This window comes from Aggregatibacter sp. Marseille-P9115, from assembly GCF_920939465.1.
Taxonomy (GTDB): domain Bacteria; phylum Pseudomonadota; class Gammaproteobacteria; order Enterobacterales; family Pasteurellaceae; genus Aggregatibacter; species Aggregatibacter segnis_B.
The window spans coordinates 1,559,294-1,583,733 of the sequence record NZ_OV100759.1; the positions used below are offsets into that span (position 1 = coordinate 1,559,294).

Genomic DNA, 24,440 nt, shown 5'->3' on the forward strand with positions numbered 1-24,440 from the left:
TATGATGCAATGTGAACATTATCAACGAGGCGATTGTCGTTCTTGTCAATGGTTGGAATTGCCCTATGCCGTTCAACTAGAACAGAAAACCGTTCACTTGCAACAGCAGCTGCACGGTTTAGATACATCTCATTTGAGTTGGTTTGCGCCTTTTCAATCTGCCCAAGAAGGGTTTCGCAACAAAGCCAAAATGGTGGTGAGTAGTGCTGTCGAACGCCCCATTTTGGGGATTCTACCGGATCCGCGAGAGCCACAAAGTGCGGTGGATTTATGCGATTGCCCACTTTATCCACAACGTTTTCAAGCTATCTTTCCTCTTCTCAAAGATTTCATCGCGCGCGCCGGGCTTGTGCCCTACAACGTGACAAAGCAAAAAGGCGAATTAAAACATCTTTTATTGACAGAAAGCCAACACAGCCACCAACTCATGTTGCGCTTTGTGTTACGTTCGGAAGCCAAATTGCCGTTGATTCAACGGGAATTGGCGAGATTACGTCAAAAATTGCCGCAACTTGCCGTCATTAGCGTGAATATCCAGCCGCAAAATGCCGCGATTTTAGAAGGCGAAAAAGAGATTTTCCTAACGGAGCAACACACGTTGCCTGAGACCTTTAACGGCATTCCACTTTTTATTCGGCCGCAGGGGTTCTTTCAAACCAACCCGCAAGTTGCTGAAGGGTTATACGGCACGGCACAACAATGGATAAAAGACCTGCCTATTCGTCAACTTTGGGATTTATTCTGTGGTGTGGGCGGTTTCGGGCTACATTGCTTGAAAGCGTTGCAAATGCAGAACCCGGAACAACAAATTCACCTCACCGGCATTGAAATTTCCGCTTCTGCCATTGCTGCCGCGAAATTATCAGCACAACAACTCGGATTGGACAAGCAAGTTCATTTTCAGTCGTTAGATGCGGCAAATTTTGCCTTGGCTCAAGCGGATAAACCGGATTTGGTTATCGTCAACCCACCTCGTCGAGGCATTGGTCAATCGCTTGCTGAATTTCTCAATAAAATGCAACCGCACTTTATTTTGTATTCCAGTTGCAACGCGGAAACCATGGGCAAAGACTTGCGATCTTTGACCTATTATCAACTGGAAAAAATCCAACTGTTCGATATGTTCCCACATACCTCGCATTATGAGGTGTTGGTGTTGTTGAGATTGACTGGGTAAAGAATTTTAAGAGTTAGTCGGCTATTTCGGGGCATAAAAAAATACGGTCAAAAAACACAATGGATTTTGACCGCACTTTTGTTTTGGCTAAAAATGATAGTATTTAGTCTAAACGTTTAAACATCTTTAACCAATCTGCCTTGAATTCACGGCGCATATTATTGATAGCATCGATAATATCGTGGTGAACCAGCTGTTCATTTTGAATCCCTACACAATAACCGCCTTTGCCTTGAAGCAATAAGTCGATAGCATAGACCCCCATGCGGGAACCGAGGATGCGGTCAAATGCACATGGTGTGCCGCCACGTTGGATGTGGCCTAAAATGGTGGCGCGGGTTTCATGGTGAACGCGATCTTCGATTTCTTTCGCTAATTCGTTCACGTCACAGATTAATTCAGTGATCGCAATAATTGCGTGGCGTTTGCCTTTGATGATGCTACGTTCAATTTGGCGAATCAGTTCTTCGCGGTTAAATTCCACTTCTGAGGCCACAATGTATTCACATCCGCCGGCAATCCCTGCAGAGATGGTGAGGTCACTGCAGTGGCGGCCCATGATTTCTACGATGGAAATACGTTGGTGGGAACTGGAGGTGTCACGTAAACGGTCAATGGCTTCAACTGCGGTTTGTAATGCGGTTTGGTAGCCGATGGTATAGTCGGTGCCGGCAACGTCGTTATCGATTGTGCCCGGAATACCAACGCATGGGAAACCGTGTTCTTCGGTCAATAATTTCGCCCCCATGTAGGAACCATCCCCGCCGATAACGACGAGAGCATCAATGCCGTGAGAACGTAGGATGTCGGCACATTTTGCTCGCACTTCGGGATCTTTAAATTCCGGGAAGCGAGCGGAACCTAAACAGGTACCACCACGGTTGATGATGTCGGATACACTGTAGCGGGTTAATTGCTTAATGTTGTTGTGGTATAAGCCATAATAGCCGTCATAGATACCATAAACTTCCAACCCTTCAGACAACCCTGCGCGAACCACTGCGCGAATTGCCGCGTTCATGCCCGGTGCGTCACCACCACTTGTTAGTACTGCAATTTTTTTAATCATAAGTTATCCCTTACATAAAGTTTTAATTTAAAAATCGATTGTTTAGGTTAAACGTGCTCGAATTATAGCATTTTTTTTATGTGCTGCATTTCTTGTTGTACAACAAATGTGGGTTCCGGATGGATCACAATATCGCTGTGTGGGAACGTTGTTTTTAACCGTGTTTCCAAATGTTCGGTGATGTCATGCGCTTCGATAAAAGACAGTTCATCCGCCAATTCGAGGTGAAATTGAATAAAACGAATCGCCCCGGAACGACGGGTGCGTAACGCATGAAACCCGAGAATGCGCGGATCTTGGGCAATTTCTTGGTTAAGCACCGCGTTAATTTGTTCAATTTCCTCTGGCGGTAACATTTGATCAAGCAATAATTGCGTTGAACTAAACAGCATTTTGGCCGCATTTAATAAAATATAAAGGGAGATTAAAATCGCAAAAACCGCATCTGCCCATAAAATACCGTGTACACTCAAGCCTAAGGAAATCAAAATGGCAAAGTTCATGAGCAAATCTGTTTGATAATGCAACCGATCCGCTTTAATTGCCGGACTATCCGTTTCTTCAATTACGCGTCCTTGGTACCACACTAATAATAGTGTCGCAAAAATAGAAAATACGGTGACCAACATACCCAGTATTGTATTGTTCAAGGCTTGCGGGGAATTAAAACGGTGTATGCCTTGCAGTAACAGGAAAATCGCCGAACCGGAAATAAAGGCACTTTGCACCAAAGAGGCGAGAGATTCCGCCTTACCATGGCCAAAAGAGTGGTTGTGATCGGCGGGCATTAAAGCAAAACGCAAAATCAGCATGCTCATGAACGAAGCCAATAAATCCAACATGGAATCGGTGATTGAGGCGAGCATACTCACCGAGCCTGTTTGCCACCAAGCTATGCCTTTTACGATAATCAACACTAAGGCGGTGATAATAGAAAAATGCGCCGCCTTTTTGACTTGAGCGGAATATTCAGAAGCCGGCATTACGCTTTACATCCCAACAGCCAATCTGCTTTGCTCAGTTGTTTCATTTCTTTCTCAACCAAATATTTTTTCAAATGGTTGACCACGCGTTTGCTATTCATATTGCCGAGTTTGTAATTTTTCGGAATTTTCAAAGAATACTGATATTGCACAAAGCCACAAAACGGCAATTCTTTACCCTTTGCCATGTCGATTTGCCAATCTTTGTTTTGTTCGGACGGCTCATAAATGACATAGGCGTACAACGTTTCGTCTTGTTTATAAAGCTGAAAATTTTTCACGCCGGTGTTGGTATAAACCCGTTTACGCAAATCAATGCGTTCCTGTAAGGTGCGGTTTTGAAAGTTTCGATCGAGTAAAATTTCCACCGCACTTTGCCATTCTTTCGGCGTTTCGCCCGGCAACAGATAAACATAACGAGCGACACTGCCCAAATCTTGTTGGGTAGCAAGTTGGTAGGTTTTATCGTTGTGTTGAATACTTTGCGGCACGTCTAATTGTGAGTTGGAAACGCACGCTGTTAGGAAAAGTGCGGTCAAAATAACAAGTGTTTTTTTCATCATGTTTATTCCGCCAAATCCCGTTTAAAGACAAATTCCGTTTTAGTAGATGCCGCGCTGTCAAACCAGTAGCCACCAAGGTCGAATTCCTTGAGTTGTTCTACGTCGCTAATGCGATGTTGAATGAGGTAACGACACATTAAGCCGCGTGCCTTTTTAGCATAGAAGCTAATCACTTTATACTTCCCATTTTTGTTATCTAAAAATACCGGTTTAATGATGTTACCTTTGAGCTTGTGTTCTTGCACTGATTTGTAATATTCATCAGATGCCAAGTTAATGAGTGTACCGTTTTGCTGATCGATCGCTTGTTGCAATACCGGCGTAATGACATTGTGCCAGAACGCATATAAATCCTTGCCTTTCGGGTTGGCGAGTTTTGTCCCCATTTCCAAACGGTATGGCTGGATTAAATCTAATGGCGTTAATAAGCCATATAAGCCGGATAAAATACGCAAGTGTTGCTGGGCAAATAACACATCTTCTTCGTTGAGAGATTCAATATCTAATCCGGTGTAAACATCGCCTTTGAACGCATAAACCGCTGCTTTGGCATTGTGTTCGTTATGGTTTTGTTGCCATTCGGCAAAACGGGCGGCATTGAGTCCGGCGAGTTTATCGCTGATTGACATTAATGAACCAATCTCTGCCGGTGTCAGTTCACGGCAAATATCGATCAGTTGCTGGCTTTGCGCTAAAAAGTGCGGTTGAAAATGCGGGAGTTTTTTGGGCACTGCATTCTCAAAATCTAATGTTTTTGCGGGAGAAATAATCGCTAACATAAAAATTCCTGTAATGGTTCTGATAACAACGCTAAAGCGCGCTTAATTGCCAATTAATCGGGGCAATACCATGTTGTTGTAAATAGGCGTTGGTTTTCGAAAAATGGTGGCATCCAAAAAAGCCGCGATGGGCAGACAGCGGCGATGGATGCACGCTGGTTAAAACACAATGTTTTTGGCGATCAATAAATTGCCCTTTTTTCTGTGCCGGGCTACCCCATAATAGAAAGACCAGATTTTCGCGATGTTGGTTTAAGGCTTCAATGACTTTATCCGTAAAGATTTCCCAACCCCAATTCGCGTGGGAATGAGCTAAACCTTGTTCTACGGTTAATACCGAGTTAAGCAACAACACGCCTTGTTGCGCCCATTCCACTAAATAGCCATGATTCGGCACCTGAAAGCCCTCAATGTCATTAGACAATTCTTTATACATATTTAACAAAGAGGGTGGAGGTTTGACACCGGGTTTAACGGAAAAGGATAAGCCGTGCGCTTGATTTGGTCCGTGGTAAGGATCTTGCCCTAAAATCACCACTTTGACCTGTTCGAATTCTGTTAATTTAAAGGCATTGAACACGTCCGGTGCCGGCGGGTAAATAATTTTCCCCAGTTCCCGTTCTGCATGTACACGTTGCAACACTTGTTGAAAATAAGGCTGTTGTTTTTCCTGCCCAATGACATCTGTCCAGGTTTTCATCATGGGGTTCCCATCTAATTTTGCGTAGCGGGAATTATAATGAAGCCATCGTGAAATTCATAGCAATAAGCGTGATTTGTTTGTTATCAAGATGTAATTAAATAAGGCTTATTTTGTTAAATTACGCATACCTAGAACGGATTATCTTTGATATGTATCAAATATTGAAAATGAATTAAAAAAAAGGACTTCGGTTCTATATCAAATTAAAGTCAAATTAATTTGAAAACTTCAAAATTTTTGATAAAATCCGCGCAGTTCAATTAATATACAGAAAAGCCAAATTTAGGAGGCATTTTATGATTAAAGGTATCCAAATTACCCAAGCGGCTAATGACAATCTTTTAAACTCTTTCTGGTTGTTAGATAGCGAAAAAGGTGAAGCACGTTGTTTATGTGCAAAAGGTGATTACGCAGAAGATCAAATCGTAGCAGTAAGCGAATTAGGTCAAATCGAATACCGCGAATTACCGGTAAACGTTGCACCAACTGTGAAAGTAGAAGGTGGTCAACACTTGAACGTGAACGTATTACGTCGTGAAACATTAGAAGACGCCGTATTACATCCGGAAAAATATCCACAATTAACCATTCGTGTTTCCGGTTACGCCGTGCGTTTCAACTCTTTAACACCTGAACAACAACGCGACGTTATTACTCGTACTTTCACTGAAAGCTTGTAATTTCAAGTTGAATGAAAAAGAAACCCCGAAGCAATTCGGGGTTTTGTTTTTTTAAACGTACTAAAAACTGACCGCACTTTTCCTTTTCTTTTCTAGCGATTTCCGCACTTTTCGGGTACAATCCGCCAGTTAAATTTTATGACTTTTGAATGAGAAAACTTACCTATTTATGAAGAATATTCGCAACTTTTCTATTATTGCCCATATTGACCACGGTAAATCTACCTTATCGGATCGTTTAATCCAAACTTGTGGCGGTTTGTCTGATCGCGAAATGGAGGAGCAAGTGTTGGATTCGATGGATCTTGAGCGTGAGCGCGGGATTACGATTAAAGCTCAAAGTGTGACGTTGAACTATAAAGCCAAAGACGGCGAAACCTATCAACTGAATTTTATCGACACACCTGGACACGTTGACTTTTCTTATGAGGTATCCCGCTCTCTTGCCGCCTGTGAAGGTGCTTTATTGGTGGTGGATGCCGGACAAGGTGTAGAAGCGCAAACCTTGGCAAACTGTTATACAGCCATTGAAATGAACTTGGAAGTGGTACCGATTTTAAACAAAATCGACTTACCTGCCGCAGAACCTGAACGTGTTGCTGAGGAAATTGAAGATATCGTAGGTATTGATGCGATTGATGCGGTGCGTTGTTCTGCAAAAACCGGTGTGGGCATTGAAGATGTATTAGAAGAAATTGTGGCCAAAATTCCCTCGCCGGAAGGTGATCCGAATGCGCCATTACAGGCGTTAATTATTGACTCCTGGTTCGATAATTATTTAGGCGTGGTGTCTTTGGTTCGTATTAAAAACGGGACGTTACGCAAAGGCGATAAAATCAAAGTAATGTCCACAGGACAGGCTTACAACGTTGATCGTTTAGGGATTTTTACGCCAAAACAAGTGGATACCACCGTCTTAAATTGTGGCGAAGTAGGTTGGGTGGTCTGCGCCATTAAAGATATTTTAGGCGCTCCGGTGGGGGATACTTTAACTCACCATAACACGCCGGCGAGTTCCGTATTACCGGGATTTAAGAAAGTTAAGCCGCAGGTTTACGCGGGCTTATTCCCAATCAGCTCTGACGATTACGAAGCCTTCCGTGACGCGCTCGGTAAATTAAGTTTAAATGACGCCTCCCTGTTCTATGAACCGGAAAATTCCACCGCACTTGGCTTTGGTTTCCGCTGTGGTTTCCTTGGCTTGTTGCACATGGAAATTATTCAGGAACGTTTGGAGCGGGAATATGACTTAGATTTAATCACGACCGCACCAACTGTAGTCTATGAAGTGGAATTGACTAATGGCGAGGTGGTTTATGTTGATAGCCCGTCAAAACTGCCTCCGCTGAACAATATCGCAGAAATTCGCGAACCGATTGCGGAATGTAACATGTTGTTACCACAGGCCTATTTAGGCAACGTGATTACGTTGTGTGTGGAAAAACGTGGGGTGCAAACACACATGGTTTACCACGGCAACCAAGTGGCGTTGACCTATGAAATTCCGATGGGTGAAGTGGTATTGGACTTCTTCGATCGTCTCAAATCTACATCGCGCGGTTATGCTTCTTTAGATTATGGTTTCAAACGCTTCCAGACCGCGGATATGGTTCGCGTGGACATTATGATTAATGGCGAGCGCGTGGATGCTCTTGCATTAATCGTACACAAAGACAACGCACCGTATCGTGGTCGTGAGTTGGTGGAAAAAATGCGTGAATTAATTCCGCGCCAACAATTTGACATTGCGATTCAAGCCGCAATTGGTAACCACATTATTGCCCGTTCCACCGTGAAACAATTGCGTAAAAACGTGTTGGCAAAATGCTATGGTGGCGACGTGAGCCGTAAGAAAAAATTATTGCAAAAACAAAAAGAAGGTAAGAAACGGATGAAACAGCTCGGTAACGTGGAAGTGCCGCAGGAAGCGTTCTTAGCCATCTTACATGTAGGAAAAGATAAATAAGGAAGTAGCAATGTCGAACTTATTTACGATTATTTTAATCGCGATTGGATACGGTTTATGGAAAGTGTTGGATCATTTTCAGTTGCCTAATACGTTTTCTATTTTACTGATTATTTTCACCGCACTTTCAGGTGCCGTCTGGTGTTATTTACGTTTTGGGGTATTGCCGAAGCGCGCCAGACAAATCTCTCGTTTAGAGCAACGCAGTGGCAAAAGCCTCAGTGATGAAGAAAAAAACAACATTGAACCGATTTCCGAAAGTTCCGAATTTGTTGCTTCTCTGTTTCCTGTGTTGGCTTTTGTGTTAATTGTGCGTTCGTTTATTTTTGAGCCGTTTCAAATTCCCTCTTCCTCCATGGAACCAACGCTACGCATTGGTGATTTCATCGTGGTGAACAAATTTGATTACGGTATTAAAGATCCGATTTTCCAAAATACCCTTGTGAAAATGGGCGAGCCGCAACGTGGTGATGTGATTGTGTTCAAAGCGCCGGAATCACCAAGCACAGACTATATAAAACGTATTGTCGGCAAACCGGGCGATCGCGTGATTTATAATGAAGCCAATCGTCATTTAACCTTGGTTTACGCCAAAGACGGTAAAGAGTGTTTAGCAGATTGCAATATCAAAGAATTCAGCTATACCCAACCTGAACCTAATGACAATTTCCGTTTTATTTTAGGGCGAGATCACAGCGGAAAAGTGCAATATGGCCCGGCGCCGTTAGAAACCGTTGAAACGGGGGATGTGGTACACGCCATTCACTGGTATCCACAGCCTATTAACGAAGGGTATCGTTATAAAGCCTTTAGTAAACAAGAAAATTATGTAACGGAATGGGTTGTACCGGAAGATCACTATTTTGTGATGGGGGACAACCGTAACAACAGTGAAGATAGCCGTTTTTGGGGCTTTGTGCCGTCACAAAATATTGTGGGTAAAGCGACCTATATTTGGCTGAGTTTAAAGAAAGAACAGGATGAATGGCCAACCGGCGTTCGCACCGAGCGCTTGTTCCAGAAAATTCAATAATATGCGAGAAGATAACTTAGATCGTTTACAACGAAAAATTGGCTATCATTTCCAAGATGTCGCCTTGCTTAAGCAAGCACTTACCCATCGTAGTGCAGGGCATAATCACAATGAACGCCTAGAGTTCTTAGGCGATGCCATTTTGAATTTAACCATTGCAGAAGCCTTGTTTCACCAGTTTCCCAAATGCAATGAGGGCGAGTTGAGCCGGATGCGCGCGACCTTGGTGCGTGAGCCAACCTTAGCCATTCTTGCTCGCGATTTTCAACTGGGGGATTATTTATCCCTTGGGCAAGGCGAGTTAAAAAGTGGCGGTTTTCGCCGTGAATCTATTTTAGCGGATTGTGTTGAAGCGATTATTGGGGCCATTTCACTGGATAGCAGCTTAAGTCATGCGACACAGATCGTGAATCGTTGGTATCAAACGCTCCTTGAAACGATTAAACCGGGCGACAATCAAAAAGATGCCAAAACCCGTTTACAGGAATATTTACAAGGCAATCGCCAACCGTTACCCACTTATCATGTGGTAAGTATTCAAGGGGAAGCCCATAACCAATTATTTATTGTGGAGTGTTCCATTTCAGATAATGACCGCACTTTTATCGGTAAAGGTTCCAGCCGTCGTAAAGCAGAACAAGCGGCAGCAGAACAAATTCTTCAAGAGTTAAATATCAAATGACAGAACAACTTGAAACGTATTGTGGCTTTATTGCCATTGTAGGTCGTCCGAACGTGGGGAAATCCACCTTACTGAATAAAATTCTCGGACAAAAAATTTCTATTACATCGCGCAAAGCGCAAACGACCCGTCATCGTATTGTAGGCATTAAAACCGAAGGTCCATATCAAGAAATTTACGTGGATACACCGGGGCTACACATTGAGGAAAAACGGGCCATCAACCGCTTAATGAATCGTGCTGCCAGCAGTGCGATCACTGATGTGGATTTAGTCATTTTTGTGGTGGATGGCACTCATTGGAATGATGACGATGAAATGGTGCTTAATAAACTTCGCAAAACAAATGTGCCGGTTGTACTTGCCATTAATAAAATCGATAACATTAAGAATAAAGATGATTTATTGCCATTTATTACGGAAATCAGCAGTAAATTTACCTTTACCGATATCGTGCCGATTTCTGCTGAAAAAGGGAATAATTTAGAGGTGATTGAAAACATCGTGCGTAAGTCTTTGCGCCCGGGTGTACACCATTTCCCGGAAGATTATGTCACTGATCGTTCGCAACGTTTTATGGCATCGGAAATCATTCGCGAAAAATTAATGCGCTTTATGGGGGAAGAATTACCTTATTCTGTGACCGTGGAAATTGAGCAATTTAAGGTGAACGAGCGCGGTACGTATGAAATTAATGCCCTGATTTTGGTTGAGCGTGACGGACAGAAAAAAATCGTTATCGGTCACAAAGGTGAAAAATTGAAAAAAATCGGTACGGAAGCCCGTTTAGATATGGAGCGTTTATTTGATAATAAAGTCCATCTGGAACTTTGGGTGAAAGTGAAATCCGGCTGGGCAGACGATGAACGTGCCTTGCGTAGCCTAGGATATATGGAAGAGTAATGTAAAAAGGTGAGCAACGGGCTCACCTTTTTTATCTTTAAAGTGCGGTGGAAAATCAAATTGTTTTTTGACCGCACTTTTATTTTAGATATTTCTTAATTTATTGGAATAGAGCACTAAGCATAACGCGATTACCATAATTAAAATGGCGCAGGCGAAGAGAAGGGTATCTACCGAACTTTCGTGATTGACGATGATCAGACGCAACATGGCGGTGATACCGGCGTAAATAAAATAACGCAGAGGGAAATGGTAACCGCTTTTGAAATATTGCACGATAAGACCGATAAAACCGAAATAGAGGAAAAACATGACCGCTTGTTCAGCAACGTTATAAGGCACAATGGTTGAGGTATTTAAGACCATCATTGCCAAAGAATACGTAATTTTGACGAGGGCGATAATAAGTACAAAGGCTAACGCAATTAGCGCAGAGCTTAAAACGATTTTTAATATTCCGGTGACCACTTGGGGGAGTTTTTCTAGTTGTTGAGATTCTTCCATAGTTTACTTTCCTTCATTTTATAACGAGATTCAAAGGGTGCGTATTCTAAAACAAGAGAGGATAAGGGTAAATAGATTTGATTAGCGAGAAATATCGGATTTTTTAACCGCACTTTTATAAAAAGAAAGGCTGACATTTGTCAGCCTTTTTGTTTTCATTATTAATTATTTGATTACACCGCAGGCCATACGTGCACCGCCACCACCAAGTGGAGCAGGGTGGTCAGAGTGGTTGTCGCCGCCCACGTGGATCATGATAGAATGACCACGAACGTCATCAAGGTGTTTGATACGCGGTGCAAGAACAGGGTTAGTCGCTGTGCCATCATGTAATACGGTTAATGCCGGTAAATCGCCTAAGTGCGCATCATCTTGCCATGGGAAACCATGCTGTTTGGCTTCTTTCGGATCCCAGTGACCGCCTGCAGCAAGCCCTGCAGTTAATTTACCGTCTTTTTCTTTCGGATCACAGCTTGGGTTTTGGTGAATATGGAAGCCATGTAAACCTGCTTCTAATCCGTTTAAGTTTGGTGTAAAGACCAAACCGTAGTTGGATTCGGTAATGGTAACAGTACCCACATCTTTATTACCGTTAACCGGGTCAAGTTGTTGTACTTTTACTTCAATAGAAGCACCGGCAGGTGCCATGTGATCGTGTTTGTGTTCATGGGCGTTCGCCATGCTTGCAGCACAGATTGCGCTGATGCTTACGGCTAAGAGAGTTTTAAATTTCATTGGTTTACTCCTTTTATGTTAAAAATCTTTTATATTCTAACTAAAATAAGGCATAAATCGAGCATTTTTAGAATGTTATTGACTATCAACGACATTTGAATTTTTTATCTTTTTTCTTTAATAGAAATGAGATTTATTTATAATAAAGATCGTTGCTATTTTATTTAGGAGAAATCAGATGGCTAAAGATGAAGTCGGTCATAATTTTTTGGCACGTTTAGGTAAAACCCGTTTGCGTCCGGGCGGTCGTAAAGCCACCGATTGGTTAATTGCAAGCGGTGATTTTAATAAAGATAAAAAAGTACTGGAAGTGGCCTGTAATATGTGTACCACCGCCATTGGATTGGCGAAGCAATATGGTTGCCGGATTGAAGGTGTTGATTTAGATGAAAACGCCTTGGAAAAAGCCAAGGCCAATATTGCAGCGAATAACTTGCAGGACAAAATTCATGTGCAACGCGCCAATGCGATGAAATTACCTTTTGAAGACAATACGTTTGATATTGTGATTAATGAGGCCATGCTCACCATGCTGCCTGTTGAGGCTAAAATGAAGGCAGTTGCTGAATATTTTCGCGTATTGAAACCGGGTGGCTTTTTGCTGACTCATGATGTGATGTTAGTGGGCGATGACCATAAAACCATTTTGGAAAATATGCGCAATGCCATCAATGTGACGGTCACGCCATTAACCAAAGACGGTTGGAAACAAGTGTTTTTAGACAGTGGTTTTCGTAATATCGAAACTTTTTCTGGAGAGATGACACTGTTGTCGCCAAAAGGAATGATTTATGACGAAGGCGTGTTAGGTACATTAAAAATCATAAAAAATGCTCTTAAAGCAGAAAATCGTGAGCAGTTTAAGAAAATGTTTAGCACTTTTAATGACCCTGAACGTAAATTACATTTTATTGCGGTTTGTAGTCAGAAGTGATCTACTCTCTTGAGATTAGCCTTCCAAACTGGAGGCTAATTTCTTTATAACAATTCAATTTTGCCTGACTCAATCTTAAAAGTGCGGTGCTTTTTCGGTTGCATTTCTTTGAGCTGGTTTTGTGTAATGGCGGTGACAAAAACTTGTGATCCACTGTTTTGTAGGCGTTCGGCGAGAAGACTGCGTTTAGTTTGATCCAACTCGGAGGCAAAGTCATCAATAAGGAAAATACAATGGCGTTGTTTTTGTTGCATCAAATGTTCACCTTGAGCCAAACGCAAGGCGCACATTAATAATTTTAGCTGACCACGCGATAAAATATCTTCCACCGGCAATCCATTGGCTTTAAAACGAAAATCAGCTTTTTGCGGGCCTGAAACCGTATAGCCTAATGCACGATCCCGTTCGAAATTACGCTCTAGCAATTCTGCGTAGTTTTGTTCTTTTTCCCAGCCTTGATGAAAACTCGCGCCGATGTCGAGTTCCGGCAGGAATAAACGGCAAGTTTGTTCAATTTCCGGTTGCAAGGCTTGTGCATATTCAGATCTTAGCTGGCTTACCTGCTCAGCAAGTTTGACTAATTCCACATCCCAAATTTTCATTTGTTGATAACCGGAAACTTGCTGTAAGGCGGCATTTCGTTGTTTGAGTAAACGGCTTAAACTCGCCCACAGATTATAAAAACTCACGTGATGATGAAATAAGCCCCAATCCAGAAAGGCACGGCGATAGCTTGGGCCGCCATTGAGCAAATTTAACCCTTCCGGCGTGATGATTTGCATAGGGAGCAAGTGTGCGAGGTCGGAAATTTTATTGCCGTCTTCGCTATTGATTTTTACGAGCGTGTTGCCTTGGCGTAGCTTTTGTAAACCTACCGACCATTGATGTTGCTGTTCTTGAATTTGCCCAAAGAGGGTAAAGTGCGGTTGATCGTAAGAAATAATCCGATTACTGACCGCACTTTTAAAAGAGCGTCCGTGACCTAAATAGAAAATGGCTTCCAACAAGCTGGTTTTGCCGCTGCCGTTGTTGCCGACCAAAAAGTTAAAGCCGTGATCTAATTCCAGATCCACGGCTTGTAAATTACGAAAATTTTCAACGGTTAAACGTGAAATCGCCATACATTATAAGCGCATCGGCATAATCACATATTCTGCGCTGGCGTCTTCACAATCTTCAATTAAGCAGCTGGAAGAAGCATCGGTTAAGCGCATACGCACTTGATTGCATTTCAACGCATTCAACACATCAAGAATATAGCTGACGTTAAAGCCCACTTCCATTTCTTCGCCACTGTAAGATACATCGATAATTTCTTCTGCCACCTCTTGTTCCGGGTTGGTCGCGGTGATTTTTAGTTGATGTTCACTGAGTTGTAAGCGTACGCTACGGAAACGTTCGTTAGATAAAATTGCTGCGCGTACAAAGGCTTGTTTTAAGGTTTCCCAACTCGCTTCAACGATGCGGGTTGCATTGCGTGGCAACACACGACGATAATCAGGGAAACGACCGTCAATGAGTTTTGATGTGAATGTGATGTTATTTAATTGAATACGTAGGTTATTTGTGCCAATTTGCAAACGCGCCGGTTGCTCGCTTGGCTCCAACAAACGTGCCAGTTCTAACACACCTTTACGCGGTAAAATCACTGAATGAGTCTGTAAATCTTGTTCTAATGGAATAGTACAAACCGCTAAACGGTGCCCATCGGTTGCGACGGTGCGTAATAAATTACCTTCCGTTTCAAATTTCATACCATTTAAGAAATAGCGCGCGTCTTGATTTGCCATGGAAAATTGAGTGGCTTCAATTAAACGGCGTAGTGTCGCTTGCTCAAGGGTGAAATCCACTTCTGATTGCCAATCTGTGAGGTTTGGATAATCTTCCGCCGGCAAGGTGGATAAATTAAATTTACTGCGATCAGAACGCACAATAGCGCGATCTTCTTCAAATGTGACGGTAATTTCTGCATTTTCCGGCAAGCTACGACAAATATCTAAGAATTTCTTTGCCGGAATTGTAAATTTGCCATCTTGTTCTGCATGAAGTAATGGCGTTTGGGTTGAAAGTTCGACTTCTAAATCCGTACCGGTAATGCTTAATTGATTATTCTCAATTTGCAATAAGACGTTATTTAACACCGGAATATTCGGACGGCTATTTAATACGCCACACACTTGTTGCAACGGTTTTAATAAATTTTCTCGGGAAATAATAAATTGCATCTGGTGACTCCTATACGGATAAAGTTCGGATTAAGTTAGCCCAATCTTCTTGAATATTCGGATCGGTGTCGCGGAAACCGGCAATCGTGCGACAGGCGTGTAAAACAGTGGTATGATCGCGGTCACCGAAGGATTTGCCAATTTCCGGTAGGCTGCGGTTAGTTAATTCTTTTGCCAGTGCCATTGCCACTTGTCGTGGGCGAGCCACTGAGCGAGAGCGATTTTTGGATTTTAAATCGGATACTTTAATGCGGTAATATTCAGCAACTACTTTCTGAATATTGTCTACGGTTACCAGTTTATCTTGTAACGCTAACATGTCTTTTAAGGTTTCACGCACAAAATCAATGGTGATCGGTTCGCCTTTAAATTCCTGCATGGCTTTTACTCGGTTTAAGGCGCCTTCTAGTTCACGTACATTAGTACGTAATTTTTGTCCGATAAAAAACGCTACATCGTGGGGTAAATCCACGTTATTTTCTTCCGCTTTTTTCATTAAAATGGCGACACGGGTTTCAAGATCCGGCGGTTCAATGGCTGTTGTGAGCCCCCAACCAAAGCGCGATTTTAGACGTTCTTCAATTTTTTCAATTTCCCGTGGATAACGGTCAGAAGTCAAAATAATTTGGCGACCACCTTCAAATAAGGTATTGAAAATATGGAAGAATTCTTCTTGGGTTTTTTCTTTGTCGCTGAAAAATTGAATGTCATCCACTAACAGGGCATCTAAAGAACGGTAGAATTTTTTAAATTCTTCCATTTTATTGTCACGAATATAAGCTACAACTTGTTGCACAAAACGCTCGGAGTGAATATACACGACGCGCGCCTCCGGATTATTGGCGATAATGCCGTTACCGATAGCGTGCAATAAGTGGGTTTTACCTAAGCCTGTGCCACCATATAAAAAGAGCGGGTTCGAGGTTTGTTCGCCGGGATTATCTGCGACCTTTTGCGCTACAGCGCGCGCCAGTTGGTTGGATTTCCCCTCAACGAAATTTTCGAAAACCAATTTGGTATTTAGGTTGGAGTGGTAAGGTGTTTTATTTGTGCTTTTTTCTTCCGAAAAACCGACCGCACTTTGTTTTTTCGTAGGTTTCTCTACTTTTGGTGCGGTGGGTTTAATGCCTTCAATAACGGATACGTTAAGATTAGGGTTTGCACTGGTTTGACGAGCAATGTCAGTAATTAAAGGAAGATAGTTATCAATCACCCATTTTTGCACAAAAGCATTTGATGCATAAAGTAAGATACCGCTTGCGCTAGTCTCAGCTTGCAACGGATAGAGCCAGATTTTGAAATCGTCCGTAGGAATTTTATCTTGTAGTTGCAACAGGCAATTTTGCCACAGAGAATTCGGCTGGTGTTCCACGTTAATATATCCCTTGTTAATTGGTTTATAGTTTTCCTTCGATTACCTTGCCAACCTTTTATCTTATTGTTTTATATAGGTATTACTTGTTTGACGGCCGAGTTTTTGGCAATAAAGTGCGGTTGGAAAGGCGGTCATTTTACAATAACGGAGGAAAAAGATCTGCTATCTGGCTCTAAAAAAAGCAAAAAAGGTTGCTTGCCATTTTTAGCCAAAACCGTATAATCGCCTCGCTTTTAAATGCTGTGAGTGATGGAAAAATGAACGAGTTGCCGTGTTTTTTCCTTAATCTCATTTGACGAACGCTGAATTTATGATTACAATTCCGTTCCTTATTTTTTGATAATCTTTGTTTATTTAAACGTTTCCCAACGTTTAAAGTAGAAACAGTTACTGAAACTATTTGACTTAGGTACATTATAATGAAACGCACATTTCAACCTTCTGTATTAAAACGTAGCCGTACTCACGGTTTCCGTGCTCGTATGGCAACTAAAAATGGCCGTCAAGTTTTAGCTCGTCGTCGTGCTAAAGGTCGTAAAAGTTTATCTGCCTAATCGCATATTAATGTGGTTAAGCTAAACTTTCCTAGGGAGTTACGTTTGTTAACTCCCGAACATTTTAAATACGTCTTCCAACAGCCGTTCCGCGCTAGTTCACCTGAAATCACTATTCTTGCCCGTAAAAATCACCTTGAGCATCCTCGCTTAGGTTTAACTGTGGCGAAAAAACATCTCAAACGAGCCCATGATCGTAATCGTATTAAACGGTTATGCCGTGAATCTTTTCGTTTAGCACAGCATTACTTACCGAATTATGATTTTGTTGTTGTAGCAAAACAGGGAATCGGCCGCTTAGATAACCGCACTTTATGGCAAACGCTGGATAAATTATGGCAAAGACACATTCGTTTGGCGCAAAAATCCTTATTGGATTAATTCGTTTTTATCAAATCGTTATCAGTCCATTAATTGGCCCCCGCTGTCGTTTCACACCAACTTGTTCTTGCTATGGTATTGATGCTGTAAAAACGCATGGAGTGGTAAAAGGTGGTTGGCTTACGGTTAAACGTATATTAAAATGTCATCCTTTAAACGCGGGTGGGTACGATCCCGTTCCACCCAAGATCAATAATAACAAAACAGAGAATAAATAATGGATTCAAGACGCGGCCTGTTGGTCATTGCACTACTTTTTATGTCTTTTATTGTTTATCAGCAATGGCAACTTGATTATCACACGCCAAAACCTGTGGCAACTGAGCAAACTGTGACATCCACTTCGGATGTGCCGGCTTCTTCTACTGGGAGCAATACAGTCATCGCAACGGATACCCAAGTAAAAGGTAAAGTGATTACCTTAGAAAATGATGTATTCCGTTTGAAAATTAATACCTTAGGTGGGGATGTTATTAGTTCTGAATTGTTGAAATATGATGCTGAACTAGATTCCAACATGCCATTTGTATTGTTACAAAATACACCTGAACACGTTTATATCGCTCAAAGCGGTTTAATCGGTAAAGATGGTATTGATACGAAAGCAGGTCGTGCTGATTATCAAGTTGAGGGTGAAAACTTCAAATTAGCCGATGGTCAAAATGAATTAATTGTTCCTTTGGTTTATCAAAAAGAGGGCGTGACTTACCGTAAAATTTTCGTATTGAAACGCGGTGAATATGACATTGCAGTCAATTATGAAATTAATAACCAAAGTGATAAAACGATTGAAGTTGAGCCTTATGGTCAGTTAAGACATACTTTAGTTGATAGCTCCGGTAATGTGGCGATGCCAACTTATACCGGTGGTGCTTATTCTTCTTCTGAAACTAATTATAAAAAATACAGTTTCAGTGACATGGAAAATGCCAATTTATCAGTGAATACCAAAGCCGGTTGGGTTGCGGTGTTACAACATTATTTCGTTTCTGCTTGGATTCCTAACCAAGATGCCGATAATCAACTTTATACTTTGACAGATAAAGCCAACAACATCGGCTCAATTGGGTATCGCGGTCCGGTTGTTGCGATTCAACCGAATACAACCGAGAAATTAACCAGCAAATTATGGACCGGTCCAAAATTACAAAATGAAATGGGACAAGTTGCAGATCATTTAGATCTCACTGTGGACTACGGTTGGGCGTGGTTTATTGCAAAACCATTATTCTGGTTGCTGACATTCATTCAACAATTAGTTCACAACTGGGGTGTGGCGATCATCTGTGTTACCTTAGTGGTTAAAGCGATTTTATATCCGCTCACAAAAGCACAATATACCTCAATGGCTAAAATGCGCATGTTGCAACCTAAATTGCAAGAAATGCGCGAACGTTTCGGTGAAGATCGTCAGCGTATGAGCCAAGAAATGATGAAACTCTACAAAGACGAGAAAGTAAACCCATTAGGTGGTTGTTTACCGCTCTTGTTACAAATGCCAATTTTCATTGCCTTGTATTGGACGTTTATGGAAGCTGTTGAATTACGTCACGCACCGTTCTTTGGTTGGATTCAAGACTTGTCTGCGCAAGATCCGTATTACATCCTACCGATTTTAATGGGCGCTTCCATGTTCCTGTTGCAAAAAATGTCTCCGACACCGGTTGCCGATCCGATGCAGCAAAAAATCATGAACTTCATGCCGTTAATCTTTATGGTGTTCTTCCTTTGGTTCCCAGCAGGTTTGGTACTTTATTGGTTGGTGTCTAACTTGATCACGATTATCCAACAACAACTGATTTATCGTGGTTTAGAGAAAAAAGGGTTACATACCCGTCATAAAAAATAGTGAAATCTAGAGAATTAAAAGGCACGTATTGTGCCTTTTATTTTAATTAAAAAATGCACGAAAAAATGACCGCACTTTTGCGTCATAAAGTGCGGTTACAAAACGCAACGCTTTTTGACTGTTGGTTCTGTCAACGACCCAATTAGGGGAAACAAGTGGCCTTGTGAAGAAAATATTAAACGTTTTGAGAGCAGACTTATGAAAGAAACAATCGTAGCTCAAGCCACTGCGCCAGGACGTGGCGGTATTGGCATTTTACGTGTATCAGGGCCGAAGGCCACTGATGTGGCACAAGCGGTATTAGGAAAGTGCCCCAAACCACGTATGGCAGATTATTTGCCCTTTACAGATGCGGATGGCACCGTGTTAGATCAAGGGATTGCATTGTATTTTAAAGGGCCAAACTCCTTTACCGGTGAAGACGTGCTTGAACTTCAAGGGCACGGCGGACAGGTTGTATTAGATTTATTGCTAAAACGGATTTTGCTTATTGATGGCATTCGGTTGGCACGCCCAGGCGAGTTTTCTGAGCAGGCATTTTTGAACGATAAATTGGATTTAGCCCAAGCGGAAGCGATTGCCGATTTAATTGATGCCAGCTCCGAACAGGCAGCACGTTCAGCACTGAAATCGTTGCAAGGTGAGTTTTCCAATAAAGTGAATCAGCTTGTGGATTCGGTTATTTATTTACGTACTTATGTCGAGGCGGCGATTGATTTTCCGGATGAAGAAATCGATTTTCTTGCCGATGGCAAAATTGAAGGACATTTGAATGGCATTATTGCGCAGTTGGATCAGGTGCGTGCCGAAGCGAAACAAGGTTCTATTTTGCGTGAAGGGATGAAAGTGGTCATTGCCGGTCGCCCTAACGCCGGGAAATCCAGTTTATTGAATGCTCTTGCCGGACGTGAAGCGGCTATTGTCACAGACATTGCCGGTACCACACGGGATGTGTTGCGCGAGCATATCCACTTAGATGGCATGCCATTGCATATTATTGATACCGCGGGGTTACGTGATGCGACAGATGAGGTGGAGCGCATTGGTATTTCGCGTGCATGGAATGAAATTGAACAGGCGGATCGTATTTTATTGATGCTGGACAGCAGCGATGCCGAGCAAGATTTAGCTAAAGTGCGGTCGGAATTTCTGGCAAAATTACCGAACACTATTCCGGTTACTATTATTCGCAACAAAGCGGATTTAACCGGTGAAACGGAACGCTTATATGAGCAAGATGGTTATACGGTCGTCAATTTGTCCGCCAAAACTCAGCAAGGCGTGGATTTATTGCGTGAGCATTTAAAACAAGCGATGGGGTATCAAACGGGTATCGAAGGGGGCTTCTTAGCACGCCGTCGCCATTTGGAAGCCTTAGAACAGGCGGCACAACACTTACAGACAGGACACATTCAATTAACCCAATTCCATGCCGGTGAATTGTTGGCGGAAGAGTTGCGTATGGTGCAAGATGCCTTAAGTGAAATTACCGGCCAGTTTACCTCTGATGATTTGCTCACGAATATTTTTAGTTCGTTTTGTATCGGGAAATAGAGGCAAAGTGCGGTCGGTTTTGACTGCATTTTTCAGGTATAAAAATACCGATGGTTTTCCATCGGTATTTTTGTTTATGTTGACTAGAGTAAGAGCGCAGAGCCCCATTTGATAATATCGAAGAAGAATTTATTTTGGTTAGTTGCCACGCCATCAGCGGATTTTGTGGTGCCATCAGGATTTTTCTGAACTTCGATCATGCCGTTTTTATATTGTCCTTTTACCACTTCTAAATCATCAGCAGCATTTTTTCTTAACATCTCACATTGTGCTTTGTCCATGTCTTCCACTTTATCCTGTCTAAATTTCTTATATTGGTAAGTGGCGTAATTCATGGATTTTTCATCGTCTTGAATAATTTTTACATACTTCTCGCCAATGACGCTTTCTAGCGGATAGAAGAAAATATATTGTGAGTGAATGTAAGCATCTTCTTTTGGAAAGTGCTGTTGCAAAATACGGGTTAAATTTGGATAGATACATTGTTCCGCTTGTTTACTGGCGAATACCCAACGTTGTGCATTATCGTCGGATAACAAATAATCTGCGCCGGCATACTCACCGGGAATTGGAGCCTGCTTGGTGCCAAATAATGAGCAACCGGTAAGGAATAAAATGACACCCGAAAAAATAAATTTCTTTAACATGGTTAAACCTTTATAACTTGATACATTACAAAAAAACGCTGCGTATTCTAGCAATAAGCATGCCATTTACAAATGATTTGTTTATGGAAAGCAAAAAGTGCGGTGGATTTTCGGGATCAATTACGCTAGAAAATCACCGCACTTTTATAAGAGAAAAAATTAGTGGCAAATCACCTGTTCAATCATACGACCTTTTTCAGCAGCGTTGGCGTTAGGCAATTTATCGCCATTTTGTTTGATGGAGTCGGTGTATTTTTCCACAAAGCTCTTGTCTTCACTGATGACACCCGCAGAGTATTCATCAATACTAAACGTGCCTTTGGCATACATTCCGTTGAGTTGATACGTGAGGTAATTATCAACAGAGGAGGTGTTTTTCTCTAGATCATAATAATTGCTAGACATGTTGAAATGCACGCCTTGTTGCGTTTTGAAATCCTGACAAATACCGTTCTTCGCTGTAAAAACAGCATGGCTTAAACGTCCTTGACCAAATTCATAATATTCAAATGTTTTAGCATTGGCTAATTTCTTCAGATCTTGTTCGTTACTTGGATTCATTGATTTTCCATTGTGTAAATACATCACCGGAATCAGCCTGTTACCACTGAATTCTTGTTGATAAATTTCACCAAGAATTTTGCTTCCTCGCCGTGCTTTTAAGACGGGCTTTTTCATATCGCTATCGGGTGCGCCGGCAATTTTCTCAAAAGAAATCGATTTGATTTGACTGTCTAAATCAACGTAGTGACGTTCATGTACACCGGTAGAAATATCTTCAAACGCATTCCAGCCATCGCTATTTTTTCCTGGGGTATTGGCGTGAGCACAGGCGATTAATGTCATGATCGAGCAGGCGAGCGTACTGAATTTTAAGATTTTCATTCTTTCTCCTAAAATTTGATTATTGATAATCAAAAAAACCGCACTCTTTTAAAAGTGCGGTCATTTTTACAGGTGTTTTTTTATTCGTTAAACGAATCTTTCAAACGTTCATCAGCACGACGGGCTTCGCCTTTGTGTTGTAATTTATTGAGCTGTTTCTCAAGTTTTTCTTCAACGTCGTTGATCGCTTTATACATATCTTCTGCCTCCGCGCTGGCAATGAGGTTACCAAATGGAGTGCCGATAGAGGCATCAACGGAAAAGCCTTTAGGCGTTTTGTTTAAAATAAAGTGAGGATTGATCAGTTGGGTATGCCATTTATTCAGTTTGACAAGTCGTTCTTCAACGTGAGCACGGATTGCAGGGGTGATATCCATTTGTTTACTGGTAATATTTAATGTCATAGCATTTACCTCTTATGTGAATGGGGTCTGAGACCCAGTTGAAATCCTTAGTTACAACATAGTAACCTTGCCTTTAATTTTCAAGCGCTTTTTAGGTTGTTTAAAAAGAAAAGTTTAAAAATATGATCCAGGTCTGAAAATTGGGAAAAGATGCTTTTTTTGCGGAGATAAGTTGCTATGATGGGCAAGTTAAAGAAAGCGGATATTATATTTAATATCCGCTTTCTTTTTTATTATTGGGTCATTTCGTCTTGGTCAAACTGATTGGCATTGAGGCGTGAAAAATAGTCTTTCGTTTCTTCAATAACCACTTTGCGCAAGCCGATTAAGGCAATTAAGTTTGGAATCGCCATTAAGCCGTTGACGATATCCGCTAAAATCCAAATGAGATTTAAATGAATAAATGCGCCACAGCCGACTAATGCGATAAATGCGATACGGTAGAGTTTAATACCTCGGATTCCCACCAAATAAACAAAGCAACGTTCACCGTAATAGCACCAGCCAAGAATGGTCGTAAAGGCGAAAAACAGGAGTCCAATGGTAACAATCGTTGCGCCAATAGAAGAGCCTAAACCTTGAGAGAATGCATAGTTGGTCACGACAGCACCTTCCATGCCTGGCGTTTGCCACGCGCCGGTTAGGACTAAAACAATACCCGTCATAGTACAGACGATAATCGTATCTAAGAATGTACCCGTCATGGAAATTAGGCCTTGACGTACTGGCTCTTTAGTTTGTGCGGCAGCCGCAGCAATCGGAGCACTCCCTAAACCGGATTCGTTGGAGAAAATCCCCCGTGCCACACCGGATTGAATGGCTTTCATCACAGTAAAACCTAATGCACCGCCCAATGCGGCTTCCGGATTGAATGCGCTGTGAATTATTAATTGAAGTGCGGTCGGAATTTTGTCTAAATTTAACAGAATGATAATGATGGATGTCGCAACATAAAAGACTGCCATAAATGGCACGATGTAGGATGACACCAACGCGATACGTTTTACTCCACCAAGAATAATTAAGCCTACTAACAGAGTGATGATAGCCGCAGTGATACTGACGGGAATGCTGAAAGTATCTTGCATCGCATGGGTGATGGCGTTGACTTGCGGGAACGTGCCGATACCAAAGAATGCAACGAGTACGCCAAATAGAGCAAAGAGTTTTGCTAGCCATCCCAAACCAAGACCGCGTTCAATGTAATACATCGGACCGCCAGCCATAAAACCGTTTTTGTCACGTACACGATATTTAACGGCTAACAAACATTCTGCGTATTTGGTCGCCATGCCAAGCAATGCGATTAACCACATCCAGAAGATGGCACCCGGGCCACCGGCTTGTACTGCTGTTGCAACGCCCACGATGTTCCCTGTGCCGATGGTGGCGGCAAGTGCGGTACACAAGGCGGCAAAAGAAGAAACATCCCCTTTTTGTTGTAAGCCCGAATCGCGTTTAAACAAATAGCGTAAGGCACGAGGCAATTGAACGATTTGAATAAAGCCTAAGCGAAGGGTTAAATATAATCCGGTACCGGATAATAAAATGAGTAGAGGCGGGCCCCATATAAAGGAGTCTATTGCAGATAAAATATTTTCGAATGTCATTGATGGTTCCTCGTAAATAACCTGATTACAAGGAGGCGGAAAGAATTTTACGGATAGATAAAATAGGAAATAACTCAATAAATTGAGTATGTTATATTCACCGAAATCTTCTGCCCCTGTCCTTTTGCCTGAGCGTTTGAAAAGCGGTGAATATTCCGCTTCTTTGCGCCTTCGGCGTCCATGAGTACTTTCAAGTCAAACTTGAAAAGTACCTTGGATCTCTCCAAGGGTTCGTCCAGTAACAGT

26 protein-coding genes and 1 riboswitch are annotated in these 24,440 nt (G+C 42.0%); of the genes, 12 read left to right on the top strand and 14 right to left on the bottom strand.

Annotated features, from left to right (window positions below; translation table 11 throughout):
- Position 1: 1 nt before the first annotated feature.
- A complete protein-coding gene (gene rlmC / locus LQ983_RS07505; RefSeq protein WP_230622221.1) occupies positions 2-1,177 on the top strand; it encodes a 23S rRNA (uracil(747)-C(5))-methyltransferase RlmC in 1,176 nt (391 codons plus the stop codon).
- A 103-nt stretch (positions 1,178-1,280) separates the two neighbouring features.
- Here rlmC and pfkA read toward each other — a convergent pair whose 3' ends face one another.
- The 5 genes from pfkA to ung form a co-directional block, all read right to left on the bottom strand.
- Entirely contained in the window at positions 1,281-2,246 is a 966-nt protein-coding gene (pfkA, locus tag LQ983_RS07510; protein ID WP_006719197.1) for a 6-phosphofructokinase, read from the bottom strand.
- 62 nt (positions 2,247-2,308) lie between these two features.
- Positions 2,309-3,229 (bottom strand): cation diffusion facilitator family transporter, encoded by a 921-nt coding sequence (locus tag LQ983_RS07515; RefSeq protein WP_230622222.1) that lies wholly within the window; start codon positions 3,227-3,229, stop codon positions 2,309-2,311.
- The gene (locus tag LQ983_RS07520; protein WP_230622632.1) at positions 3,229-3,789 is read right to left on the bottom strand and encodes a hypothetical protein; all 561 of its coding nucleotides are present in this window, start codon (positions 3,787-3,789) and stop codon (positions 3,229-3,231) included. Before LQ983_RS07520 ends, LQ983_RS07515 begins: the two co-directional genes overlap by 1 nt.
- A gap of 5 nt (positions 3,790-3,794) precedes the next feature.
- Entirely contained in the window at positions 3,795-4,571 is a 777-nt protein-coding gene (yaaA, locus tag LQ983_RS07525; protein ID WP_230622223.1) for a peroxide stress protein YaaA, read from the bottom strand.
- 31 nt (positions 4,572-4,602) lie between these two features.
- Positions 4,603-5,271, bottom strand: coding sequence for a uracil-DNA glycosylase (gene ung / locus LQ983_RS07530; protein WP_230622633.1), 669 nt, complete (start codon positions 5,269-5,271; stop codon positions 4,603-4,605).
- 299 nt (positions 5,272-5,570) lie between these two features.
- Between ung and grcA the strand changes: the two genes are divergently transcribed.
- The 5 genes from grcA (at position 5,571) to era (ending at position 10,537) form a co-directional block, all read left to right on the top strand.
- Positions 5,571-5,954: an autonomous glycyl radical cofactor GrcA gene (gene grcA, locus LQ983_RS07535; RefSeq protein WP_048749362.1), complete on the top strand. Its 384-nt coding sequence runs from the start codon at positions 5,571-5,573 to the stop codon at positions 5,952-5,954.
- Positions 5,955-6,123: 169 nt separating this feature from the next.
- Entirely contained in the window at positions 6,124-7,920 is a 1,797-nt protein-coding gene (gene lepA / locus LQ983_RS07540) for a translation elongation factor 4 (protein ID WP_111305231.1), read from the top strand.
- 10 nt (positions 7,921-7,930) lie between these two features.
- Positions 7,931-8,953 (top strand): signal peptidase I, encoded by a 1,023-nt coding sequence (gene lepB, locus LQ983_RS07545; RefSeq protein ID WP_111305232.1) that lies wholly within the window; start codon positions 7,931-7,933, stop codon positions 8,951-8,953.
- Between the two features lies 1 nt (position 8,954).
- Positions 8,955-9,635 carry a ribonuclease III gene (gene rnc / locus LQ983_RS07550; protein ID WP_230622224.1) on the top strand — a complete coding sequence of 227 codons (681 nt, stop codon included), beginning with the start codon at positions 8,955-8,957 and terminating at the stop codon, positions 9,633-9,635.
- Positions 9,632-10,537, top strand: coding sequence for a GTPase Era (gene era / locus LQ983_RS07555; RefSeq protein WP_109431989.1), 906 nt, complete (start codon positions 9,632-9,634; stop codon positions 10,535-10,537). Before rnc ends, era begins: the two co-directional genes overlap by 4 nt.
- A gap of 84 nt (positions 10,538-10,621) precedes the next feature.
- Here the strand turns inward: era and psiE are convergent, their stop codons facing one another.
- Positions 10,622-11,041, bottom strand: coding sequence for a phosphate-starvation-inducible protein PsiE (gene psiE, locus LQ983_RS07560; RefSeq protein ID WP_006719180.1), 420 nt, complete (start codon positions 11,039-11,041; stop codon positions 10,622-10,624).
- Between the two features lie 165 nt (positions 11,042-11,206).
- Positions 11,207-11,776, bottom strand: coding sequence for a superoxide dismutase family protein (gene sodC, locus LQ983_RS07565; RefSeq protein WP_048749375.1), 570 nt, complete (start codon positions 11,774-11,776; stop codon positions 11,207-11,209).
- Positions 11,777-11,954: 178 nt separating this feature from the next.
- On the opposite strand from sodC, the gene LQ983_RS07570 reads away from it, so the two are divergent.
- Positions 11,955-12,710, top strand: coding sequence for a class I SAM-dependent methyltransferase (locus LQ983_RS07570; protein ID WP_230622225.1), 756 nt, complete (start codon positions 11,955-11,957; stop codon positions 12,708-12,710).
- Positions 12,711-12,754: 44 nt separating this feature from the next.
- Here LQ983_RS07570 and recF read toward each other — a convergent pair whose 3' ends face one another.
- From recF to dnaA, 3 genes are read right to left on the bottom strand one after another with little or no spacing between them, the layout of a single operon-like run.
- Positions 12,755-13,831: a DNA replication/repair protein RecF gene (recF, locus tag LQ983_RS07575; RefSeq protein WP_230622226.1), complete on the bottom strand. Its 1,077-nt coding sequence runs from the start codon at positions 13,829-13,831 to the stop codon at positions 12,755-12,757.
- A gap of 3 nt (positions 13,832-13,834) precedes the next feature.
- Positions 13,835-14,935: a DNA polymerase III subunit beta gene (gene dnaN / locus LQ983_RS07580; RefSeq protein ID WP_230622227.1), complete on the bottom strand. Its 1,101-nt coding sequence runs from the start codon at positions 14,933-14,935 to the stop codon at positions 13,835-13,837.
- A gap of 10 nt (positions 14,936-14,945) precedes the next feature.
- Positions 14,946-16,307 (bottom strand): chromosomal replication initiator protein DnaA, encoded by a 1,362-nt coding sequence (dnaA, locus tag LQ983_RS07585; RefSeq protein ID WP_230622228.1) that lies wholly within the window; start codon positions 16,305-16,307, stop codon positions 14,946-14,948.
- Positions 16,308-16,729: 422 nt separating this feature from the next.
- Here dnaA and rpmH point away from each other — a divergent pair, with 422 nt between their 5' ends.
- The 5 genes from rpmH (at position 16,730) to mnmE (ending at position 20,648) form a co-directional block, all read left to right on the top strand.
- Positions 16,730-16,864: a 50S ribosomal protein L34 gene (rpmH, locus tag LQ983_RS07590; RefSeq protein WP_005539760.1), complete on the top strand. Its 135-nt coding sequence runs from the start codon at positions 16,730-16,732 to the stop codon at positions 16,862-16,864.
- Between the two features lie 12 nt (positions 16,865-16,876).
- Positions 16,877-17,245, top strand: a complete 369-nt coding sequence (rnpA, locus tag LQ983_RS07595; RefSeq protein WP_230622229.1) for a ribonuclease P protein component — start codon at positions 16,877-16,879, stop codon at positions 17,243-17,245.
- Positions 17,200-17,463, top strand: coding sequence for a membrane protein insertion efficiency factor YidD (gene yidD, locus LQ983_RS07600; protein WP_006719157.1), 264 nt, complete (start codon positions 17,200-17,202; stop codon positions 17,461-17,463). Before rnpA ends, yidD begins: the two co-directional genes overlap by 46 nt.
- Positions 17,463-19,094 carry a membrane protein insertase YidC gene (gene yidC, locus LQ983_RS07605; protein ID WP_048749384.1) on the top strand — a complete coding sequence of 544 codons (1,632 nt, stop codon included), beginning with the start codon at positions 17,463-17,465 and terminating at the stop codon, positions 19,092-19,094. The genes yidD and yidC overlap by 1 nt, the downstream gene beginning before the upstream one ends.
- A gap of 198 nt (positions 19,095-19,292) precedes the next feature.
- Positions 19,293-20,648 carry a tRNA uridine-5-carboxymethylaminomethyl(34) synthesis GTPase MnmE gene (mnmE, locus tag LQ983_RS07610; RefSeq protein ID WP_230622230.1) on the top strand — a complete coding sequence of 452 codons (1,356 nt, stop codon included), beginning with the start codon at positions 19,293-19,295 and terminating at the stop codon, positions 20,646-20,648.
- 83 nt (positions 20,649-20,731) lie between these two features.
- Here mnmE and LQ983_RS07615 read toward each other — a convergent pair whose 3' ends face one another.
- The 4 genes from LQ983_RS07615 to LQ983_RS07630 form a co-directional block, all read right to left on the bottom strand.
- The gene (locus LQ983_RS07615) at positions 20,732-21,295 is read right to left on the bottom strand and encodes a DUF5358 domain-containing protein (RefSeq protein ID WP_230622231.1); all 564 of its coding nucleotides are present in this window, start codon (positions 21,293-21,295) and stop codon (positions 20,732-20,734) included.
- 159 nt (positions 21,296-21,454) lie between these two features.
- Positions 21,455-22,180, bottom strand: coding sequence for a hypothetical protein (locus tag LQ983_RS07620; RefSeq protein ID WP_230622232.1), 726 nt, complete (start codon positions 22,178-22,180; stop codon positions 21,455-21,457).
- 80 nt (positions 22,181-22,260) lie between these two features.
- On the bottom strand, positions 22,261-22,584 hold the full coding sequence (raiA, locus tag LQ983_RS07625; protein WP_006719151.1) for a ribosome-associated translation inhibitor RaiA: 324 nt from the start codon (positions 22,582-22,584) through the stop codon (positions 22,261-22,263).
- 233 nt (positions 22,585-22,817) lie between these two features.
- On the bottom strand, positions 22,818-24,194 hold the full coding sequence (locus LQ983_RS07630) for a sodium:alanine symporter family protein (protein WP_230622233.1): 1,377 nt from the start codon (positions 24,192-24,194) through the stop codon (positions 22,818-22,820).
- A 106-nt stretch (positions 24,195-24,300) separates the two neighbouring features.
- A riboswitch (glycine riboswitch) is annotated at positions 24,301-24,431 on the bottom strand.
- Positions 24,432-24,440: the final 9 nt, after the last annotated feature.

Excerpts from the sequence above, each read along its gene's own strand:
- rlmC (WP_230622221.1), top strand. The coding sequence starts at position 2 with ATGATGCAATGTGAACATTATCAACGAGGCGATTGTCGTTCTTGTCAA.
- LQ983_RS07520 (WP_230622632.1), bottom strand. The coding sequence starts at position 3,789 with ATGAAAAAAACACTTGTTATTTTGACCGCACTTTTCCTAACAGCGTGC.
- dnaN (WP_230622227.1), bottom strand. The coding sequence starts at position 14,935 with ATGCAATTTATTATTTCCCGAGAAAATTTATTAAAACCGTTGCAACAA.
- yidD (WP_006719157.1), top strand. The coding sequence starts at position 17,200 with ATGGCAAAGACACATTCGTTTGGCGCAAAAATCCTTATTGGATTAATT.
- era (WP_109431989.1), top strand. The coding sequence starts at position 9,632 with ATGACAGAACAACTTGAAACGTATTGTGGCTTTATTGCCATTGTAGGT.
- psiE (WP_006719180.1), bottom strand. The coding sequence starts at position 11,041 with ATGGAAGAATCTCAACAACTAGAAAAACTCCCCCAAGTGGTCACCGGA.
- grcA (WP_048749362.1), top strand. The coding sequence starts at position 5,571 with ATGATTAAAGGTATCCAAATTACCCAAGCGGCTAATGACAATCTTTTA.
- rnc (WP_230622224.1), top strand. The coding sequence starts at position 8,955 with ATGCGAGAAGATAACTTAGATCGTTTACAACGAAAAATTGGCTATCAT.
- pfkA (WP_006719197.1), bottom strand. The coding sequence starts at position 2,246 with ATGATTAAAAAAATTGCAGTACTAACAAGTGGTGGTGACGCACCGGGC.
- recF (WP_230622226.1), bottom strand. The coding sequence starts at position 13,831 with ATGGCGATTTCACGTTTAACCGTTGAAAATTTTCGTAATTTACAAGCC.
- yidC (WP_048749384.1), top strand. The coding sequence starts at position 17,463 with ATGGATTCAAGACGCGGCCTGTTGGTCATTGCACTACTTTTTATGTCT.
- LQ983_RS07615 (WP_230622231.1), bottom strand. The coding sequence starts at position 21,295 with ATGTTAAAGAAATTTATTTTTTCGGGTGTCATTTTATTCCTTACCGGT.
- LQ983_RS07570 (WP_230622225.1), top strand. The coding sequence starts at position 11,955 with ATGGCTAAAGATGAAGTCGGTCATAATTTTTTGGCACGTTTAGGTAAA.
- raiA (WP_006719151.1), bottom strand. The coding sequence starts at position 22,584 with ATGACATTAAATATTACCAGTAAACAAATGGATATCACCCCTGCAATC.
- sodC (WP_048749375.1), bottom strand. The coding sequence starts at position 11,776 with ATGAAATTTAAAACTCTCTTAGCCGTAAGCATCAGCGCAATCTGTGCT.
- LQ983_RS07515 (WP_230622222.1), bottom strand. The coding sequence starts at position 3,229 with ATGCCGGCTTCTGAATATTCCGCTCAAGTCAAAAAGGCGGCGCATTTT.
- mnmE (WP_230622230.1), top strand. The coding sequence starts at position 19,293 with ATGAAAGAAACAATCGTAGCTCAAGCCACTGCGCCAGGACGTGGCGGT.
- LQ983_RS07620 (WP_230622232.1), bottom strand. The coding sequence starts at position 22,180 with ATGAAAATCTTAAAATTCAGTACGCTCGCCTGCTCGATCATGACATTA.
- lepA (WP_111305231.1), top strand. The coding sequence starts at position 6,124 with ATGAAGAATATTCGCAACTTTTCTATTATTGCCCATATTGACCACGGT.
- LQ983_RS07630 (WP_230622233.1), bottom strand. The coding sequence starts at position 24,194 with ATGACATTCGAAAATATTTTATCTGCAATAGACTCCTTTATATGGGGC.
- lepB (WP_111305232.1), top strand. The coding sequence starts at position 7,931 with ATGTCGAACTTATTTACGATTATTTTAATCGCGATTGGATACGGTTTA.
- rpmH (WP_005539760.1), top strand. The coding sequence starts at position 16,730 with ATGAAACGCACATTTCAACCTTCTGTATTAAAACGTAGCCGTACTCAC.
- ung (WP_230622633.1), bottom strand. The coding sequence starts at position 5,271 with ATGAAAACCTGGACAGATGTCATTGGGCAGGAAAAACAACAGCCTTAT.
- yaaA (WP_230622223.1), bottom strand. The coding sequence starts at position 4,571 with ATGTTAGCGATTATTTCTCCCGCAAAAACATTAGATTTTGAGAATGCA.